The organism is Nocardia goodfellowii, from assembly GCF_017875645.1.
GTDB classification, from domain to species: domain Bacteria; phylum Actinomycetota; class Actinomycetes; order Mycobacteriales; family Mycobacteriaceae; genus Nocardia; species Nocardia goodfellowii.
This window is the reverse complement of record NZ_JAGGMR010000001.1, coordinates 5,273,980-5,292,379: the sequence shown is the minus strand read 5'-3', so window position 1 is coordinate 5,292,379 and position 18,400 is coordinate 5,273,980. Positions and strand designations below refer to the sequence as shown.

Annotated in this window: 18 protein-coding genes; 11 read left to right on the top strand and 7 right to left on the bottom strand. The window is 68.8% G+C overall.

What is annotated here, in order from left to right; translation table 11 throughout:
- Positions 1-30: 30 nt before the first annotated feature.
- The 6 genes from BJ987_RS24340 (at position 31) to BJ987_RS24315 (ending at position 6,560) form a co-directional block, all read left to right on the top strand.
- Positions 31-891 carry a mycofactocin-coupled SDR family oxidoreductase gene (locus BJ987_RS24340; protein WP_209894460.1) on the top strand — a complete coding sequence of 287 codons (861 nt, stop codon included), beginning with the start codon at positions 31-33 and terminating at the stop codon, positions 889-891.
- A 13-nt stretch (positions 892-904) separates the two neighbouring features.
- Positions 905-1,099, top strand: a complete 195-nt coding sequence (locus BJ987_RS24335; RefSeq protein ID WP_209894458.1) for a ferredoxin — start codon at positions 905-907, stop codon at positions 1,097-1,099.
- A gap of 9 nt (positions 1,100-1,108) precedes the next feature.
- Positions 1,109-2,437, top strand: a complete 1,329-nt coding sequence (locus BJ987_RS24330; RefSeq protein ID WP_209894455.1) for a cytochrome P450 — start codon at positions 1,109-1,111, stop codon at positions 2,435-2,437.
- A gap of 89 nt (positions 2,438-2,526) precedes the next feature.
- The gene (locus BJ987_RS24325) at positions 2,527-4,185 is read left to right on the top strand and encodes a thiolase C-terminal domain-containing protein (protein WP_209894452.1); all 1,659 of its coding nucleotides are present in this window, start codon (positions 2,527-2,529) and stop codon (positions 4,183-4,185) included.
- A 21-nt stretch (positions 4,186-4,206) separates the two neighbouring features.
- Entirely contained in the window at positions 4,207-5,337 is a 1,131-nt protein-coding gene (locus tag BJ987_RS24320) for an acyl-CoA dehydrogenase family protein (RefSeq protein ID WP_209894449.1), read from the top strand.
- Positions 5,334-6,560, top strand: a complete 1,227-nt coding sequence (locus BJ987_RS24315) for an acyl-CoA dehydrogenase family protein (RefSeq protein ID WP_209894447.1) — start codon at positions 5,334-5,336, stop codon at positions 6,558-6,560. The genes BJ987_RS24320 and BJ987_RS24315 overlap by 4 nt, the downstream gene beginning before the upstream one ends.
- Positions 6,561-6,606: 46 nt before the next feature.
- Here the strand turns inward: BJ987_RS24315 and BJ987_RS24310 are convergent, their stop codons facing one another.
- A complete protein-coding gene (locus tag BJ987_RS24310; protein ID WP_209894444.1) occupies positions 6,607-7,395 on the bottom strand; it encodes an enoyl-CoA hydratase in 789 nt (262 codons plus the stop codon).
- Between the two features lie 109 nt (positions 7,396-7,504).
- Between BJ987_RS24310 and BJ987_RS24305 the strand changes: the two genes are divergently transcribed.
- Genes BJ987_RS24305 through BJ987_RS24285 form a run of 5 tightly spaced genes read left to right on the top strand, consistent with a single transcriptional unit; the run spans position 7,505 to position 13,902 of the window.
- On the top strand, positions 7,505-8,164 hold the full coding sequence (locus BJ987_RS24305) for a TetR/AcrR family transcriptional regulator (RefSeq protein ID WP_209894442.1): 660 nt from the start codon (positions 7,505-7,507) through the stop codon (positions 8,162-8,164).
- Position 8,165: 1 nt separating this feature from the next.
- Positions 8,166-9,206 (top strand): NAD(P)H-dependent amine dehydrogenase family protein, encoded by a 1,041-nt coding sequence (locus tag BJ987_RS24300; RefSeq protein WP_209894439.1) that lies wholly within the window; start codon positions 8,166-8,168, stop codon positions 9,204-9,206.
- Complete coding sequence (locus BJ987_RS38065; protein WP_307869741.1) at positions 9,203-10,759, top strand: enoyl-CoA hydratase/isomerase family protein; 1,557 nt, start codon at positions 9,203-9,205, stop codon at positions 10,757-10,759. Before BJ987_RS24300 ends, BJ987_RS38065 begins: the two co-directional genes overlap by 4 nt.
- Positions 10,760-10,762: 3 nt before the next feature.
- Positions 10,763-12,517, top strand: a complete 1,755-nt coding sequence (locus BJ987_RS38060) for a CoA transferase (RefSeq protein WP_307869740.1) — start codon at positions 10,763-10,765, stop codon at positions 12,515-12,517.
- Positions 12,511-13,902, top strand: coding sequence for an amidohydrolase family protein (locus BJ987_RS24285; protein WP_209894433.1), 1,392 nt, complete (start codon positions 12,511-12,513; stop codon positions 13,900-13,902). The genes BJ987_RS38060 and BJ987_RS24285 overlap by 7 nt, the downstream gene beginning before the upstream one ends.
- Before the next feature lie 147 nt (positions 13,903-14,049).
- On the opposite strand, the gene mftC is transcribed toward BJ987_RS24285, so the two are convergent.
- Genes mftC through BJ987_RS24255 form a run of 6 tightly spaced genes read right to left on the bottom strand, consistent with a single transcriptional unit; the run spans position 14,050 to position 18,374 of the window.
- A complete protein-coding gene (gene mftC / locus BJ987_RS24280; protein ID WP_245366108.1) occupies positions 14,050-15,231 on the bottom strand; it encodes a mycofactocin radical SAM maturase in 1,182 nt (393 codons plus the stop codon).
- Positions 15,228-15,521: a mycofactocin biosynthesis chaperone MftB gene (gene mftB / locus BJ987_RS24275; RefSeq protein ID WP_209894430.1), complete on the bottom strand. Its 294-nt coding sequence runs from the start codon at positions 15,519-15,521 to the stop codon at positions 15,228-15,230. Before mftB ends, mftC begins: the two co-directional genes overlap by 4 nt.
- The gene (gene mftA, locus BJ987_RS24270) at positions 15,511-15,612 is read right to left on the bottom strand and encodes a mycofactocin precursor MftA (protein WP_209894426.1); all 102 of its coding nucleotides are present in this window, start codon (positions 15,610-15,612) and stop codon (positions 15,511-15,513) included. Before mftA ends, mftB begins: the two co-directional genes overlap by 11 nt.
- A gap of 40 nt (positions 15,613-15,652) precedes the next feature.
- Positions 15,653-16,033: a hypothetical protein gene (locus tag BJ987_RS24265; RefSeq protein WP_209894424.1), complete on the bottom strand. Its 381-nt coding sequence runs from the start codon at positions 16,031-16,033 to the stop codon at positions 15,653-15,655.
- Positions 16,034-16,035: 2 nt separating this feature from the next.
- Positions 16,036-17,196 (bottom strand): thiolase C-terminal domain-containing protein, encoded by a 1,161-nt coding sequence (locus BJ987_RS24260; RefSeq protein WP_209894421.1) that lies wholly within the window; start codon positions 17,194-17,196, stop codon positions 16,036-16,038.
- Entirely contained in the window at positions 17,193-18,374 is a 1,182-nt protein-coding gene (locus BJ987_RS24255) for a Zn-ribbon domain-containing OB-fold protein (protein ID WP_209894419.1), read from the bottom strand. The genes BJ987_RS24260 and BJ987_RS24255 overlap by 4 nt, the downstream gene beginning before the upstream one ends.
- Between the last annotated feature and the right edge of the window lie 26 nt (positions 18,375-18,400).

Genomic DNA, 18,400 nt, shown 5'->3' with positions numbered 1-18,400 from the left:
CCAATTTTCACCGATCGAAAGGAAAGTCCCGTGGGACGAGTCGAGGGCAAGGTCGCCTTCATCACCGGGGCAGCGCGCGGCCAGGGCCGCAGCCATGCCGTCCGTCTGGCCGAAGAGGGCGCGGACATCATCGCGGTCGATATCTGCCGCAATATCGACAGCATCGGCTATTCGCTGTCCACGCCGGAGGATCTCGACGAGACCGTCCGGCTGGTGGAGAAGGCGGGCCGGCGCATCATCGCCGAACCGGCCGACGTGCGCGATGCCGCCGCGTTGCGCGCCGTACTCGAACGCGGCGTAGGTGAATTGGGCCGGCTCGACATCGTGGTGGCCCAGGCCGGCATCGCCGGCATGAAGGGGCAGCCGCAGTGGCAGGCCTGGTCCGATGTCATCGATACCAATCTGGTCGGCGTCATCAACGCCGTGCAGGCCGCTATTCCGCATCTCGGGGACGGCTCCTCGATCGTCGCGACCGGCTCGATCGCGGCGCTGATGGACGTCAGCAAAGTGGATCAGCCGGGCAAGGATCCCGGCGGCGTCGCCTACATGGTCGCCAAACGGCTGCTGTCGCAGTACATCCACGAGCTCGCGACGCATATCGCGCCCAAGCGGATTCGCGCCAACGTGGTACACCCGACCAACTGCAACACCGACATGCTGCAGAGCGAACCGATGTACCGGTCCTTCCGGCCCGATCTGGAGAATCCGACCCGCGCCGACGCCGAACCCGCCTTCTTCGTTCAGCAGGCGATGCCGGTGCCCTATGTCGAGCCCGGCGACATCACCGACGCGGTGTTGTTCCTGGCCTCCGACGAGTCCCGCTTCATCACCGGTACCCAGCTGCGCGTCGATGCCGGCGGCTACCTGAAGTGGTACGACTTCCACATCTGAAGGGAATGAACTCGTGAAAGTCCGAGTCGATCCGGAACGCTGTCAGGGCCACACGCTGTGCGCCATGATCGCCCCGAAAGCCTTCGAGCTCAGTGAGATCGACGGCCACTCCTCCCCTGTCAGCGCAGACGTCCCCGCCGATCAGGAGGCCGAGGTGCGCGAGGCTGTGCATTCCTGCCCCGAACGCGCGATCTCCATCAGCGAATAGAGGCCGACCATGAAGCAGCCCAATTTTCACTTCGACCGGTTCGCCCCGGACTACCGCGACAACTTCCAGGCCATTACCGAGCAGATGCACGAGAAGTGTCCGCTCGCCTGGACCGACACCTACGACGGGCATTGGGTGGCGGCGGGCAATCGGGAGGTCTTCGAGCTCGCCCGCTGCCCGCACACCTCCAATGACAATGACCCGCAAGGGGTCCGGCGCGGCTACCGGGGCATCAGCATCCCGCCGCCGGACCGCGCCCGCGGCATCCGCGGCGGCATTCTGGAGATGGACGAACCCGAGCATCGCGAACTTCGCTCGGTGCTGAACCCGTATTTATCTCCCGCCGCGGTCAAACGCTGGGTTCCGTTCATCGACGAGGTGGTGCGCGCCTCCATCGACGAGAAGATCGAAAGCGGGCGTATCGATTTCGTCGACGATCTGGCCAACATCGTGCCGGCCGTGCTGACCCTGGCGATGCTGGGCGTCCCGCTGCACAAGTGGGAGTTGTACAACGAACCGGTACACGCGGCGGTCTATACCCCACCGATGTCGGAGGACTATCCGCGCGTCGCGGAGATGCATCGGGCCATGGGGATCGACTTGTTGACGAACATGGCCGAGATCCGCGAGACGCCGCGCCCCGGACTGATCTACGCCCTCACGCAGGCGACCTTGAACGGCGAACCGCTCCCCGATATGGAATCGCTGGGCATGCTCGCCCTGCTCATCGGCGGCGGCTTCGACACCACCACCGCGCTCACCGCCCACGCGCTGGAATGGCTCTCCCAGCACCCGGACGAACGTGAAACGCTCAGCCGGGAACGCGATGTGCTGCTCGATTCCGCGACCGAGGAGTTCCTGCGTTACTACACGCCCGCGCCGGGCGACGGGCGCACCATCGCCGAGGACTGCGCCGTGGCCGGGCAACAGTTCGAGGAGGGCGACCGGGTCTGGTTGTCCTGGGCGATGGCCAACCGCGATCCGCAGGTCTTCGACGATCCGGAAAAGCTCATTCTCGACCGGAAAGGCAACCGGCACTACAGCTTCGGGCTCGGCGTGCACCGCTGCATCGGTTCCAACGTGGCGCGCACGGTCTTCAAGCGGATGCTGATCGCGGTACTGGATCGGATCCCGGATTACGTCTGTGATCCCGAGACCACGGTGCACTACGAGACCATCGCGGTCATCCAGGGCATGCGGCACCTCCCGGCCACCTTCACGCCCGGACCGCGACTGGGACCCGGGCTCGACGAGACCCTGACGAAGTTGCAGCAGATCTGCGATGAGCAGCGTCTCGCCGAACCGGTCACGGTACGCAAGGACACCGCGCAGATCTGAGGGCACGACGCGGCGGCGGCAGCTCGAGCGCCCGGCCGCACCACCCGGGCCGGCTGCCGCACGCGGCCAGGACAATACGAGGAGACGACGTGGCCGAGGCTTCGGGGCGACCCCTGCCGCTGCTGACCTTGGACAACGAGTTCTTCTGGAGCTCCGGCGCGGACGGCCGGTTGCGTATTCAGGAGTGCCTGTCCTGCGCGGCGCTGATTCATCCGCCGCAGCCCGTGTGCCGCTACTGCCGCGGCCACGAACTGGGAGTGCGGGTCGTGTCCGGCTTCGGCACGCTGGCCGGGTTCACCGTCAACGAACGTTTCGGTGGGCCGGGGCTGCCGGCGCCCTACGTGGTGGCGCAGGTCGCGCTCGAAGACGATCCGCGCGTGCGCCTGACCACCAACGTGATCGATTGCGACCCAGCCGATCTCGTGCTCGGTCTGCGTGTCGAGGTGACGTTCCGGGCCGATGGGGACGTCTGGCTGCCGCTGTTCCGGCCGGTCGACGAGCAGCCCGCGCCCGCGGCGCTGCCGATCGACGAGATCGCCCCCCACGAGGTCTGGCGGCACGTGCGCCCGATGGTCCGCCGGCAGAAGTTCGAGGATCAGGTCGCGCTGACCGGTGTCGGCATGTCCGAGATCGGCCGGCGGCTCATGGTGCCGCCGCTCGAGCTGACCGTGCGCGCCTGCGAGCGCGCGGTCGCCGACGCCGGTCTCACCTTGGACGAGATCGATGGGCTCTCGTCCTATCCCGGCGGCGGGAACCTGGGCGGGTTCGGCGAAGGCGGGGTCACCGCGCTGGAGGCCGCGCTCGGCATCCGGCCCACCTGGCACAACGGCGGCATCGAAACCTTCGGTCCCGGCGGGTCGGTGATCGCGGCCATGCTGGCGGTCGCGGGCGGACTGGCCCGGCATGTGCTGTGCTTCCGCACCGTCTGGGAGGCCACCTTCAACGAGATGATGCGCACGGGCCGCATCGCCCCCTCCGGTAGCCGCAGCGCCGGCTGGATGGCGCCGTTCGGAGCCACCTCGGCGGCGCACACGCTGGCCCAGAACGCGCAGCGGCATTTCCACCGCTACGGCACCACGCGGGAGAGCCTGGGCTGGATCGCGCTCAACCAGCGCGCCAACGCCGAGCTGAATCCCAGTGCGGTGTACCGAGATCCGATGTCCATGCAGGACTATCTGGAGGCGCGCACCATCACCACGCCGTTCGGGCTCTACGACTGCGATGTGCCCTGCGACGGCGCGGTCGCGGTGATCGTCTCGGCGGTCGACGCGGCACGGGACCTGCCCACCCCACCGGTGCTGGTCGAAGCCGTGGGCACCCAGATCATCGAGCGGATCGAATGGGACCAGAGCACTCTCACCCATGAACCACAGGTACTCGGCCCGGCCGCGCATCTGTGGACGCGAACCACCCTGCGGCCCAGCGATGTCGACGTCGCCGAGCTCTACGACGGCTTCACCTTCAACTGCCTGTCCTGGATCGAAGCGCTCGGCTTCTGCGGGATCGGCGAGGCCGGTGACTTCCTCGACGGCGGGAAGAACATCGCGCGCGACGGCTTGCTGCCGTTGAACACCCACGGCGGCCAGCTCTCGCACGGCCGCACCCACGGGATGGGCCTGCTGCACGAGGCGGTCACGCAACTGCGCGGGACGGCCGGAGACCGCCAGGTGCCGGGTGCGCGGGTCGGCGTGGTCTCGAGCGGCGGGCTCACCCCGGGTGGCGCGATCCTGCTCCGCAGCGAAACCTGACCCTCTCCCGAAAGGGCATCCATGCATCTCGCGGCAACGGCCGACCAGCGGCTCTTTCAGGAGACCACCCGAGACTTCCTGGCCGATACGGTTCCGCTCGCCACCGTGCGCGCGCTCGCCGAGAACCGCGCCGGCCTCGACCGGCAGTGGTGGCGGCGCGGGGCCCAATTGGGCTGGACCGCGCCCCTCGTGGCCGAAAGTCACGGCGGCGGCAGCGTTTCCGGGCGTCCGCTGACCGAGCTCGCCGGTATCGCCGAGGAATTCGGCCGGGCCTGCGCACCGGGGCCGCTCGCCGCGACGAGCGCCGTACTCACCGGTCTGGCGGGAGCGGATGATCGATGCGCGACGGAGATCGACGCGATCGTCGCGGGCGACGCCGTCGCGACCTGGGCCGTCTATGAGCCCGGCCGCGGACTCGACCTGGCTTCTCCCGGCTGCCTGGCCGTACCCGACGGCGCGGGTTATCGATTGACCGGAATCAAAGATCGGGTCGAGTACGGCGCGGACGCGGACCTCTTCCTGGTGACGGCGCACAGCCCCGACGGGCCGGTGCAGGTGCTGGTATCCGCAAGCGCGCCCGGAGTCCGGGCCACCCCCACCTGGACGCTGGATCTGGTGCGGACGACGGCGCACGTCGAATTCCGCGATGTGGCAGTCGAACCGGCGGTGGTGCTACAGCGCGGCCCCGCCGCGGCGGCAGCCGCCCGCGCACAGCTGCAGGTGGCGGCCACCTTGACCGCCGTCGAGCTGGTCGGCGCGACCGACCGCGCCTTCGACGCCACCGTCGGATGGATGTTCGACCGCTACACCTTCGGCCGGCCGCTGGCGTCCTACCAGGCGCTCAAACATCGAATGGCCGACAACAAGACCTGGCTGGAAGCCTGCCGCGCCACCGCGTGGGCCGCCGCCGCGGCCTGGGACGACGACGCGGAATCCGCCCCGGAGTGCGCCGCGGTGGCGAAAGCCTATGTCGGAGATCGGGCCCCGGTCATCGTGCAGGACTGTGTCCAGTTGCACGGTGGCATCGGGGTTACCTGGGAGCACGACCTGCATCTGTACCTGCGCCGCGTCACGCTCGGCCGGGCGCTGTACGGCACCCCGGAGGAGCAGTACCGGCGCATCACCGAATTCTTGGAGCAGACAGCCGCATGAACCCGACCGACCTCGAAACCGTGCCGGAATTCCGCGAACGCGCCCGGCGCTGGCTGAAAGACAACCTCGCACCCACGACCAAGACCTACACCGGCGCGGACGACGACGCGGTCTGGGACCGCGCCCGCGCGCTGCAACGACTACTGCACGAAGGCGGTTTCGCGGGCCTCTGTTTCCCGAAAGCCTATGGCGGACAGGGGCTGACGCCCGCCCACCAGCGCGCCTTCACCGAGGAGTCGCTCGGCTACGAGATGCCGCTGGTGCTCAACGTACCCACCCTGGCCATCTGCGCGGCCACCATCCTGGACCTCGGCACCGAGGAGCAGAAGCGCGCCCACCTGCCGGCCGTGCTGCGCGGGGAGGAGATCCTGTCCCAGTTCCTGTCCGAGCCGCGCGGCGGCTCGGATCTGGCCGGTCTGACCACCCGCGCGGACGCGGACGGGACGGACTGGATCCTCAACGGCGCCAAGATCTGGAGTTCGGGCGCCTACGGCGCCGACTACGGCCTGTGCCTGGCGCGCACGAATTGGGACGTGCCCAAACACGCGGGCCTCACCCTGTTCCTGGTGCCGTGCCGGGCGGCCGGTGTGACGATCCGGCGCATCAGGCAGGTCACCGGGTCGACCGAGTTCTGTCAGGAGTTCTTCGACGATGTCCGGCTGCCCGCCGACTCCGTGCTCGGCGCGGTGGACGAGGGCTGGGCCGCCACGCGGCGGCTGCTGAACCACGAACGCGCGGCGGTCGGCGGCACCTCGCCCTACACCAGTGGCGCGCGCCCGCATCTGGGCGGTGACGTCAGCACGCTGGTCGATCTGGCTCGTGCGGTCGGCGCCCTCGGCGACGCGCGGGTACGCGAGGATATCGGTGCGGCGCGCGCCCGGAGCCTCGTGCGCGATCAGCTCATCGCCCATGTCTCGCATGCGGTCACCTCGGGTGCGATGCCGGCCGCCGCCGGTTCGCTGGTCCGGGTGTTCAGCGCCGAGAACGCGGGCCTGCAGGCGGATATGGCCGTGAAGATCGCCGGGGCCGCGGCCGCTACCGAGGGTCCGCACGATCCCGATCACCGGATCGGCTTGGACTACCTGTTCCGCGCGGCGTGGAGTCTCGCGGGCGGCAGCACCGAAATGTCTCGCAACATCATCAGCGAACGACTGTTGAATATGCCGCGCGAATTCGCCGCGGACCACGGTGTGCCGTTCAATCGGGTCGAACGCGGCGGCTAGCGGTGTGCACGCTCCGCCCGGGCCGCGATGGCCCGGGCCGCGCGCACTACTGGATCGATTCCTTCATCTTTTCCAGATCGACCAGGACCGGATAGCCGTTGACGCTCAAGGCATTTCCGTGCCCGGTCTGATGGATGTCGAACACGGATTGGATCGCGGCGTAGAAGCCCTGGATATCGAGCGTCTGATTCACCGCGCGCTTGGCCTGCCGAAGACCGAAGGCGGGCATCCGCGCGATCTGCCGCGCCATTGCCAGCGCTTGCGCGTCCAACTCGGCCCGGGGCACCACTTTGTTCACCATGCCGAAGCGTTCGGCCTCGGCGGCGGTGAACGACCGGCCGGTGAACAGCATCTCCTTGGCCTTGCGCGGCCCGAGTTCCCAGGTGTGCCCGTGGTATTCGACGCCGCCGATGCCCATCAGGACAACCGGGTCGGAGAATTGCGCGTCATCGGCGGCGATGATCAGGTCGCACGGCCAGCACAGCAGCAGTCCGCCCGCGATGCAGCGCCCCTGCACCGCCGCGATGGCGGGTTTCGGCACATTGCGCCAGCGCAGCGAATACTCCAGGTAGCGGCGCGATTCGGTGTGGTAGAGCAGGTCGAGGGTGATCTTGTCGGGGCGGGGCGCGGAGCTGTCGCCCTTGAGGTCGTGACCGGCGGAGAAGTGCTTGCCCTCGGCACGCAGCACGATGACCGCGACGTCATCGTCGTCGGCGGCGCGCCGCCAGGCGGCATCGAGTTCGTCCAATAGCGCCGCGTTCTGGGCATTGGCCGCCTCCGGCCGATTCAACGAGATCGTCGCCACCTGGTCCGCGACTTCGTAGTGAATATTCATCAGGAGCTCCTCATAGCCGGGGCTGTGCCGCGGTCGTGTGCAACAATCGGAGAATTGGATTCTCTCAGTATGCAATCAAGGATCTCATAAGTGCAGGAGCGAAGCGACCGTGACCACCAGTCCAACCGACGAGCCCGCCTGGAAGCAGCGTGCCGTCGAGCGCTCGCTGCGCACCGCCAAACTCCGTGCGGAGCTGCGGGTGCAACGATTTCTCGATGCCGCCCGCGCGATCATCACCGAAAAGGGCAGCACGGATCTCACGGTCCAGGAAGTGGTCGATCGCTCGCACCAATCCCTGCGCAGCTTCTATCTCCAGTTCGACGGCAAACACGAATTGCTGCTCGCCCTGTTCGAGGACTCGCTCAACCAGGCGGCCGAGCAAATCCGCGCCGATACGGCTGAGACCCCCGCGCCGCTGGACCGATTGCGCATGGCCGTCGAGTTGCTGTTCGAACGCTGCCGCCCCGATCCGGCGACCCGGCGCCCGCTGTTCACCGACTTCGCTCCGCAACTGCTGGCCAGCCACCCGGCCCAGGTCAAAATCGCGCACACCGGACTGCTGGCCCTGTTCACCGAACTGATGACCGCGGCACAGGCGGCGGGTGGCGTGCGCCCCGACATCACGCCGCGCCGGATGGCGGCCCTGGTCATGCAGACCGTCATGTTCACGGCCCAATCACCCGGCCACCCCGACCGCATCGGTCCGCAAGCCATTACCGCCGACGAAGTATGGAATCTGTGCGCGCTGGGCGTCACATGTCAGGAGTGAGATGACTACCACCGCGGGACCGTATCGAGTGGCGCAATGGGCTACCGGCACGATCGGCATGCGCTCGCTGCGAGCGGTGCTCGAACATCCGGATCTGGCGCTCGCCGGAGTGTATTCGCACTCGGCGGCGAAAATCGGCCGCGATGCGGGTGAACTGTGCGGGCTGCCCGCGACGGGAATCCGGGCGACGAACGATGTCGAGGCGATCGGTGAACTCGGCGTCGATTGCGTGCTCTATATGCCTCGAGCATTCGACCAGCGGGAGGTGATCGCGCTCCTGACAGCCGGCACGAACGTGGTGACCACCTGCGGCCTGTTCCATCACCCGCCGAGCATGGACCCCGCACTGCGCGAGCGCATCGAGACGGCGTGCAGCACCGGAAACTCCTCGATCCACAGCACCGGCAGCAGCCCCGGCTTCATCACCGAGGCGCTGCCTTTGGTGCTGGCCTCGGTCCAGCGCCGGGTGGACAGCCTCACCATCGACGAATACGCCGACCTGTCGCAGCGCCACTCTCCCGAGATGCTGTTCCAGGTCATGGGATTCGGGCAGGCCCCCGCGGCATTCGACCAGGCTCGGGCCGACTATCTCGGCGCGAGCTTCGGGCCGTCCCTGCGCCTGCTCGCGGACGCGTTCGGCATCCCGGTCGAGTCCGTCACCGCACACGGCCGGACGGCCACGGCCCGACGGAGAACCAGCATCGCCGCCGGCACCATCGAGGCGGGAACCGTTGCCGCCCAGCAGATCACCGTCACTGCGCGGTCGCGGGGGAGCGCCGCGTTGTGCTTCCGGGCCACCTGGTATTGCACGACCGACATCGACGCCGAGTGGCATCTGCGCGAAACCGGCTGGCATCTGGATGTGGCCGGGGACGCGCCCTTGGACATCGACATCCGCTTCCCGTTCCCGCTGTCGCGCATGGCCGAGATATCGCCGGGCTACACCGCCAACCGGGCGGTCAATGCCGTGCCCGCGCTCTGTGCCGCGCCGCCGGGCATACGCACCACGCTGGATCTCCCGCATTTCGTAGGTGCCCGGTGAAAGCAGGCCGGTCGAGCCACTGCGCGAACACCGGGGGCGACGATTGCGCGACCACTGGTGGCAAGGATGCCGACCGCAGCACGTTCGAGCAGGGGCTCCCCCGGGTCAGCACCACAGCGCTCCCGGATGCCGCCGCTCAGGTCGCGGCGCTACAGGCGCAACTGTTATATGCGGGCCTGGACCTCTCTCCCGCAGGGGTTCCCGGCACGTCTCTGATCACCATCGAACTCGACGATCTCGCCGCCGCCACGCCCAGCATCATCGCGCACGCCGAATCGCTACTGCGCGAGAGTCTTCCGCTCACGGTGGGCGTGCTTCGCGGACCACTGACATCGGCGATAGCACCTGTGCTCGACGCACTCACCGTGACGCTGATCGAAACACCGGCGGAGTACCTGCGGCGGGAAGGCATGCGCGAGTTGAGCGAAGCCTCGTCCGATGCCCGCAACAGCGCACGGGGGCATACCCGTGTTGCCGCTCTCGGGCCAGAAAACAGCCCTGTGACCGTCGCCGATGCCCGAGAACTGAATCTACGGCAGGAAGTAGTGCCGGTAGTCGGTGTCGATGCAGCGCTGGAACACCTGCGGGCCGCGGTCGCGTACGCGCCTCAGGCGGCGCTGGCCTGCGGGCAACTGCTCAAACGGACCGGTGGTGCGGATACCACCGCCGCGCTGGCGGCGGAGGCGGCGGTGTACTCGATGCTGCTGGGCGGCAACGAATTCGCGCGCTGGCTGATCGAGCGCGACGCCGCCCGCAGCGTCCGCGCCCCGGAAGGCGACGTGCACGGCGTGAGCGACGTGCACAGCGTCAGCGACGTGCACGGCGTCAGCGACGTGCACGGCGTCAGCGGCGCAAGCGGCGTCAGCGGCGGGGGCGGCGTCAGCGGCGGGGGCGGCGTCAGCGGCGGGGGCGGCGTCAGCGCCGGGGGCGTCCGGTTTCCGAGGGAAGGCTCGAGCCCCGAGGCAGACTCGGCCGCCGCACGCGATTCCCACTCAGCGACTGATCTGGTTCAGCTGCGGCGCGAAGGCTCGCGGCTCGCGATCGTGCTCGCCCATGCGTCGCGACGGAATGCGCTCAGCGTGCGGATGCGCGAAGAACTCCTCGCCGCGCTGACGGTCGCCGAGTCCGACCCCGGGATCGATGCCGTCGAATTCCGCGGCGCCGGACCAGCTTTCTGCAGCGGCGGCGACCTGTCCGAATTCGGCGCGGCGACCGATCCGGTCGCCGCCTACCTGGTGCGGCTGGACCGCGCACCGTGGCGAGTACTGGACCGCATCGCCGGCCGGCTGACCGCGCAGGTGCACGGCGCGTGCATCGGCGCCGGGGCCGAAATGGCCGCGTTCGCGGGCCACGTGGTCGCCGCGCCGGACACCTGGTTCCGTTTCCCCGAGGTCGCGATGGGACTCATACCGGCTGCGGGCGGCACGGTCAGCGTGCCGCGCCGGATCGGCCGCTGGCGCGCCGCATGGCTCATGCTGACCGGAACGCCCCTGTCCGCCGACGAGGCACATCGGTGGGGGCTGGTGGACGATGTGACCGGAACGCCGGGCTGAGCAATGGGAAACACGCGGCGGGCCAACCCCATTGGCCCCAACCAAACGCCACGGTCCGGCCCCGGAAACGAAGGGATGCCGCAACCGAAGTCCCCTGGCGCGAAGCCGATCAGTCGGCCCACAGACCAAACTTCGCCCCTGCCATCCGAATCACCACCCGCACCCGGTGCGGCTCCCAGCTGCCCAGTCCTGAACTGGGCAGCATCGGGCGGCATGGCCCTAACCGGTCACCGCGACGGCGAACCGGTGCTCTCCCCCGCCCCCGCGTACCACCTACTCGGCGCGGTGGTGCAAGCCTTGTCCCGAATAACCGGCCAAGTAGGCAACCCTGTGGTGATAGATCCAGCCACAACGCTATTCGGTCGCGCCGCGTACTCCGGCCGAGGCCGGGACGGCCACCGATCCGTAAGCGGCGCAACCAGATTGCTTCGCACAGCCGACGGCTGGTGCGCGCTGACACTCTCCCGCCCCGACGACATCGAGGCAGTCCCGGCGATCCTCGGCACCGCCCTCACAACAGACGCCTGGACAGCACTCGAAACCGCAGCCCGACATTGGCCCGCAAACTACCTCGTCGACCGAGCCCAATTACTGGGCGTTCCGGCCGCAGTCGTACCACCCGCACCACCGACTGCGCTGATAGGGGACGCCGAATCGACGGTTGGTATGCGCAGCCAGTCGGCCGAAAGGGTGGGTACCTACTCCCCGGAGAACATGCACATCTGGTCCGTCGAAAACATGCCCAGCCAGCCTCCCGATAACGTGCACACGCTTCCGGCCGAAAGCATGTCCACCCGGTCCGCCCAAAGCACTCCCGCCCGCTCCGCCGGGAGCATGCCCGCCCGGTCCACCGGAAACACGCCCACCCGCTCCACCGGAAGCGCGCGCACCCCGTCCACCGAAAGAACGCACACTGAGTTGACTTCGAGTTCAGGGGACGCATTCTGGTCGGATCCGCGAGGGGATCTGCCGTTCGGGCCCGGGAGCGAGTTGCCGTGGCGGACCTCCCGGATCGCGGCGGCTGTTCCCGGTAAGAGTTTGCGGGGGTGTCTGGTGGTTGATTTGTCGGCGTTGTGGGCGGGGCCGCTGTGTGCGCGGTTGCTGGGGTTGGCGGGGGCTCGGGTGGTGAAAGTGGAGAGTGTGCAGCGGCCTGATGCGGGGCGTGGGTGGAGTCCGGAGTTGTTTCGGTGGCTGCATGAGGGGCACGAGTTTCGGGTCGTCGATTTTCGATCCGACAGCGGGCGTATGGAGTTGGCGGAATTGATCGCGGCGGCGGATGTGGTGATCGAGGCGTCGCGGCCGCGGGCGTTGGGGCAGTTGGGGCTGGGGCCGGAGCAGGTGGCGCATCGGCCGGGTCGAGTGTGGTTGAGTCTCACCGGGTATGGGCGGGCGGAGCCGATGCGGGTCGCGTTCGGGGATGACGCGGCGGTGGCGGGCGGGCTGGTGGGCTGGTGCGGTGCGGAGCCGGTGTTCTGTGGTGACGCGATCGCCGATCCGTTGGCGGGGATTTGTGCGGCGCTCGCGGTGGCGACGGCGGTGCGAGCGGGCGGAGGTGTGCTGCTCGATCTGTCCATGCGGGCTACCGCCGCGGCGTTCGCGGCCGCGCCGGGCGTCGGCCACGGACCGCATCGGGTACTCGGGCACGGCGACGGATGGGTGGTGGAATGCGATCACTACCGACTTGCCCAGCGGGTATTGCCGCCACCTGTCCCGGAATGGGCGCGAGAACAGTTGGCACCGAGCGGGTTTCGATGCTGATCCGGCGCGCTCGGGTGTTCGGCAGCGTGCATTCGGACGTGCGGTGGCGAGGTGGGCGAATCGTCGAGTGCGGAACCGGTTTTCGGCCGCTGCCAGGTGAGGACGATATCGACGCGCGGGGCGGCTGGCTGCTGCCCGGTCTGCACGACCACCACATTCATCTGCGTGCGCTCGCCGCCCGCGCGGGTTCGGTGCCCCTGGGTCCGGAGCAGGTCGCGGACCTCGACGGGCTGTTCCGCGAGCTTCGCCGCCTGGACTCCGAACTTCCTGCCGGGCAATGGATTCGAGGCACGGGCTACCACGAGTCGGTGGCCGGCGTCCTGGATCGCCGATTGCTCGACCGCGCCCTGCCTGGTCGGCCCATCCGGATCCAGCATCGCAGCGGCGCACTCTGGATGCTCAATTCGGCCGGGTGCGCCGAGGTCGACCTCGAAGAGTGTGCCGCTCCGGGTGTCGAGCGCGACGCGGGCGGGCAGCCCACAGGGCGGCTGTGGCGGCTGGATTCCTGGCTGGGCGAACGCATTCCCACCTTGCCCTTGGATCTGATGAGCGTCAGCGGCCAGGCCGCGCGGCACGGGATCACGGGATTCACCGACGCCACGCCCGGTCTGGCGCAGCACGAAGTGTCGGGATTGGCCGAAGCGGTCGGCGATGGGCGAATCGTGCAGCGAGTGCACTGCATGGCTCCCCCGACTATCACCGATCCGGGGATCGAGCGCTTCACGTTGGGGCCCACCAAGATTCTGCTGGACGACACAACCCTCCCGACGCTCGACGATTTCACCGGCGCCATCCGCGACGCACATGCGGCGGGCCGCCCGGTCGCCGTGCACTGCGTGACCCGAGTGCAACTGATGCTCACCCTCGCCGCACTCGACAACGCCGGTACAGCGACCGGCGACCGGATCGAGCACGGCGCGATAATTCCCGATTCGGTGCTGGACCAGCTACGCACTCGAGCGCTCACCGTGGTGACTCAGCCGCATTTCCCGGTCGAGCGCGCCGCCCAGTACGCCCGCGACGTACCCGATGAGGATCGCGCGGACCTGTGGCGGCTGGGTTCACTACTGCACGGCGGAGTAGCGGTCGCCGCCGGTTCGGACGCGCCCTTCGGCGGTCCCGACCCTTGGCGCGTCCTCACGGCAGCCACCACCCGATCGAATAGAGCTGCGTCAGAAGCGATTCCGCTGGCCAAAGCGCTTCAGCTCTTCTTCGGCCTCGCCGACCGACCGGCGGTGCTCCGCACGGTGACACCAGGAGCGGTCGCCGACCTGACCTTGCTCCGCGTCGCACCGGAGGAGATCGCGGCCGACCCGGCAACTGGAGCCGACTTCGTCGCGGCCACCATCGTCGCCGGGCAACCGGCATACCTCACCACCCGGTGATCCTCGCGCGGCAACCCGAACTACCGACCACGTCAGCCCTGTCGCCAGACCGAACCGCCACTGGCTACACCGCCCACCACAACACACTGAAGTCACCACCCCACGGCACTCACAACGACCACCCAACCCACCACCCCTGAACCGCACTCAAGAGGCCCCGAACCCCGCGAGCGGATTTTCGTCACAAGCCCGAGCCGGTATGCCTGGCATACCGATCACCACCGATCGCCCCGTCCGCGAATGATCCTGTGACGGCCGAGGCGCGCCTGCACGGTCCACTGAGCGCAGTGCCGATTCGCCATGCCCGCGAACACATTCCGGGTCGGGGCCGTCGAGGGGGAGCCCGGTGAAGAACTTCGCCGCCATGCAGCCACCACGGCAGCTGTCGAAGGCGGAGCAGGAGGTGCAGGCGCCGCCGGTCTGCGGGCGGCGGAGCTCGGCGAAGCGCGCCGACTCGCGCCAGATGCTGGTGAAACCGCCTGCGGAGCGAATGTTTCCGGCTTTGAACTCGTCGTGGATGGCGAAGGGGCAGGCGTAGACGTCGCCGATCGGATCGACCAGACACACCACCCGGCCCGCGCCGCACAGGTTCAGGCCGGGCAGGGCTTGGCCGTAGGCAGCCAGGTGGAAGAACGAGTCGCCGGTGAGTACCTGGTCGCCGTGGTCGAGCAGCCAGTCGTAGAGTCTGCGTTGCTGTTCGGGTCGCAGGTGCAGTTCGTCCCAGCTGTCCGCGCCGCGGCCCGAGGGGCGCAGCCGGGTGAGGCGCAGCTGGGCGTCGAACAGGTCGGCGATGGCCAGCAGCCCGTCCAGTTGGTCCACATTGTGCCGGGTCATCACGACCGAGAGCTTGAAGCCGTCCGCGCTGGCGGACCGCAGCAGTTCCATGGCTCGGATCGCGGTCGCGTAAGAGCCTTGTCCGCGGACCGCGTCGTTGACGGCCGCGGAAGCACCGTCCAGGGAAATCTGCACGTCCACATAACTGTTGGCGGCGATGCGGGCGGCCGCCGCGGGGTTGATCCGAATTCCGTTGGTGGAGAACTTGACCCCGACGTGATGGGCGGTCGCGTAGTCGACGATCTCCCAGAAGTCCGGCCGCACGGTGGGCTCGCCGCCGCCGATGTTCACATAGAACACCCGCATCCGCTCGAATTCGTCGATCAGCGCCAGACATTCGGCCGTGCTCAGCTCGCGCGGGTCCCGCCGGCCGGAGCTGGACAGGCAGTGCACGCAGGCCAGATTGCACGCGTAGGTGAGTTCCCAGGTCAGGCAGATGGGCGCGTCCAGGCCGGACTGGAATTGCTCGGCCAGTGACAGTGGTGCTGCCGTCATGCGGCATCCCTCTTCCGGATCATCTCGGTGGCGGCCAGTCCGGCCAGGGCTGTGCGATAGGCGGGCAGCTCAGCCGCGGTGACCCCGGCGAGCACGCACGCCTGCCGCGCCGACGCCGCGCCGGCCAGGGTCTGGACCACTCGGCTCAGCGTGGGACTCTTCAGGAACGACAATCGCCGGGTGCCGAAGTGGTAGAGCAGGGCGCCGAACCGTTCCGGTCGCACCGAAACCTGCTCGGACAATTCCCAGGCGTCATCCAGTTCGAAGGCCCGCCGCGGCTCAGTAGACACCGCACATTCCGTCGATCGATACCTCCTCGACGAGGACCTCCTCGATCAGCGAACCGTCATCGCCGTCGCTGTCGAAACCATTGCTACTCATGACATCTCCCTCTCGGTCTGCTTTCGATTCCGGTGTTCGGTCACACCGTGACCACGATCGCGCTCTCCTCGGCAAGGCTTTTTCTGCGCAGCGCCGAGCGAGCGGGCAGTACGAGCGGCGCACCCAGCCGAGCGGCCAGCCCGAACGCTTCGGTGCGCGCACCCAGCACGGTGTGCGACCACGTCCAGCCGCAGGCGTAGGGCGCCAGCGTGTCCGCGGTCCGGACGAAGTTCGCGCGCTCCAAGAAGTCGGCATCCATGGTGAGGCCGTAGAGCGCGAACACCCCCGCCAGCTTCAGCGTCAGCGAGCCATCGCAGACGACATGGACGGCCCCGCCGGCCCCGGCGTACCGCCCGGCCCGCCGCAGCACCGCGCGCCGGCGTTCGGCTCCCCCGGCGACCAGGGCGACCACCTCCCCCATCGCTAGCGCTCCGGTCCCTCGAGCAGAGTGACGGCGGCGACGGCGGTCGGACCACCGACGGTGTGCGCCAACCCGATTCGCGCACCGTCGACCTGGTTGACGGCATTGCCGCGCAGCTGTTCGAACAACTCGACGCATTGGGCGACACCGGTGGCGCCGGGCGGATGCCCCTTGGATTTGAGGCCGCCGCTGGTGTTCACCGGCAGCGTGCCACCGGGCCCGGTAGCGCCCGATTCGACGAGCTTGTACGCCTCGAACCGGTCGGCGAAACCGAGGTCCTCGCAGCTGATCAACTCGACGCCGGTGAAGAAGTCGTGCACCTCGGCGACGTCCACGTCCGACGGGGTCAGACCCGCCATACCGAAGGCCCGCCGGGCCGCGCGCACACTCGCCGGGAAGGTGGTCATGTCCCGCTTGTGCTGGTGCATCACCGAATCCAGGCCGAGGCCGACGCCGCGCACCCACACCGGGCGATCGGTGTAGCGGTCCACCACGTCCTCGGCGGCCAATATCAGGGCCGCCGCGCCGTCGCTCTGCGGTGCGCAGTCGTAGAGGCCGAACGGCGTCACCACGGTGGGCGCGCTGAGCGCTTGCTCCATGGTGATCTCGAACTGCAAGCGCGCCTTGCGGTTCCGGGCCCCGAAGCGGTGATTCTTGACCGCGACCATCGCGAGATGCTCCCGGGTGGCGGGCGATTCGTGCAGGTAGCGGGTGACGTGCAGCGCGAACTCGGCCGGGGAGACCAGTCCGAGCGGATAGTCCCAGGCATTGTCGCGTGACATCGCCTCCCAGCCCCACAGCATGTCCTTGGACGCCGATTCCCGCAGTTTGTCCGCACCCAGCACCAAGGCCACGTCGCAGGCCCCCGAGGCGATGCCGTACAGGGCGTTGCGCAGCGCGTCATGGCCGGTGGCGCAGGCGTTCTCGATCCGCGACACCGGAATGTCGGCCAGCCCGAGCGTGTCGGCCAGGATGCCGGAGGGGAAACCGTCCGCGGTGCCGCACTCACCGAACCAGGCGGCCTGGATATCGGCCTTGGCCAAGCCCTTGTCCACCGTGGCGGCGCATTCGGCGAACGCCATCGGCAGCAAATCCTTGATGCCCAGCGCGAAATGCTCGGCGAAGGGCGTCATCCCCGCCCCGATAATGGCCACTCGCTTCATACCGCGACTTCCTTCTCCGGCTCGAACGCGTAGCCGTAATCGGGCACTCCCGATCGCACCGCCACGCGCCGCAGCGTCATTCGGCCCCGATCGCCGATGTCGACGGTGCCCGGTTCGGTGCCGGTCACCTTGGCCAGTGCCCGCACCCCGACCTCGTCGAGTTCCACGATGACCAGCGAGTAGGGCGTTTTGAGGCCGGGCACCGGAACGTGCACCGTCACCTCGGTGTAGACGGTGCCCGTGCGCGGCAGCGGCACCAGGCTGTAGTTGGTGGCGAGCGCGCCGTCGTCGCCCACCCGGTAGCGCGGCGGGAAATCCAATTCCGTTCCGCCGGAATGCTTCCCGGCGACCCAGCGCACCTTGGCCTCGAAGGCCCGCTCGTAGGCGGCCAGCGAGATGAGCAGTTCGGCGCCCGGGCGCAGTACGCCCTCGGGTTTCGCGCGGGCGGCCGGTTCTCGCCGGCGCACCCGCGCGCTGCCGCCCGCGACCGCGATTCCGAACAGGCTGCCCTGCTCGACGCCGACCAGTGGACCGGTCGTGCCGGCTTCGGCCAGCGCCGCGAGCGCGAAGAGTCCCGCGCTGGCGCCGAAAGTGGGTAGCGGCACCGGGTTTCCGGCGCACAGGGCGACCGCTCGCTCGTGTTCGACGCCCGCCACCGCCACGGGTACGTCCAGCCAGGTGGCCTCGAAGGCCGCCAGCAGTCCGCGGGCGTGCAGCAGGCGCGGATCGCCGTAGTCGTGCACCTCACCGGCCGCGGTACGGGTACGTACCGGCAGGCTGCGCGAGATTCGCGCGGCCGTGCGCACTTCCAGACCACGATCGGCGGTCAAGACCGCCACCGCCCCGGCCGGTTCCAGATCGACGCCGATGACCAGCGTGCGCGGCCGGGCCGAACTGACCGCGTCCAGCGCGGCGGGAGCGCCGCCCAACCGCTCGACGACCTCGAGTTCCGGGTCCAGCCCGAGCCCGGCCAGCAGTGCCGCGGCGTTCCCGCCCTCCAGCAACGGCAGGTCCCGGCTGACCAGGATCACCACATGTGCCGCGCCCGCGCCGATGTCGAGCACGGCCCGCCCGGCCTCCACGGCCAGCGTCACCGCGTCCTCGTCGTCCCCGGGTACGCGGTGCCCGGGGACGCCCCAGCACGGCAGATAGGTGCCGATCGCGGCGATGTGTGGCATCGGATTCTCCCAATTCTCTACTGCGC

What these genes read in the sequence shown, in the direction of transcription:
- BJ987_RS24330 (WP_209894455.1), top strand. Translation starts at nt 1,109, where the DNA reads ATGAAGCAGCCCAATTTTCACTTCGACCGGTTCGCCCCGGACTACCGC.
- BJ987_RS24320 (WP_209894449.1), top strand. Translation starts at nt 4,207, where the DNA reads ATGCATCTCGCGGCAACGGCCGACCAGCGGCTCTTTCAGGAGACCACC.
- BJ987_RS24315 (WP_209894447.1), top strand. Translation starts at nt 5,334, where the DNA reads ATGAACCCGACCGACCTCGAAACCGTGCCGGAATTCCGCGAACGCGCC.
- BJ987_RS24310 (WP_209894444.1), bottom strand. Translation starts at nt 7,395, where the DNA reads ATGAATATTCACTACGAAGTCGCGGACCAGGTGGCGACGATCTCGTTG.
- BJ987_RS24300 (WP_209894439.1), top strand. Translation starts at nt 8,166, where the DNA reads ATGACTACCACCGCGGGACCGTATCGAGTGGCGCAATGGGCTACCGGC.
- BJ987_RS38060 (WP_307869740.1), top strand. Translation starts at nt 10,763, where the DNA reads ATGGGAAACACGCGGCGGGCCAACCCCATTGGCCCCAACCAAACGCCA.
- BJ987_RS24285 (WP_209894433.1), top strand. Translation starts at nt 12,511, where the DNA reads ATGCTGATCCGGCGCGCTCGGGTGTTCGGCAGCGTGCATTCGGACGTG.
- mftC (WP_245366108.1), bottom strand. Translation starts at nt 15,231, where the DNA reads ATGACGGCAGCACCACTGTCACTGGCCGAGCAATTCCAGTCCGGCCTG.
- mftA (WP_209894426.1), bottom strand. Translation starts at nt 15,612, where the DNA reads ATGAGTAGCAATGGTTTCGACAGCGACGGCGATGACGGTTCGCTGATC.
- BJ987_RS24265 (WP_209894424.1), bottom strand. Translation starts at nt 16,033, where the DNA reads ATGGGGGAGGTGGTCGCCCTGGTCGCCGGGGGAGCCGAACGCCGGCGC.
- BJ987_RS24260 (WP_209894421.1), bottom strand. Translation starts at nt 17,196, where the DNA reads ATGAAGCGAGTGGCCATTATCGGGGCGGGGATGACGCCCTTCGCCGAG.
- BJ987_RS24255 (WP_209894419.1), bottom strand. Translation starts at nt 18,374, where the DNA reads ATGCCACACATCGCCGCGATCGGCACCTATCTGCCGTGCTGGGGCGTC.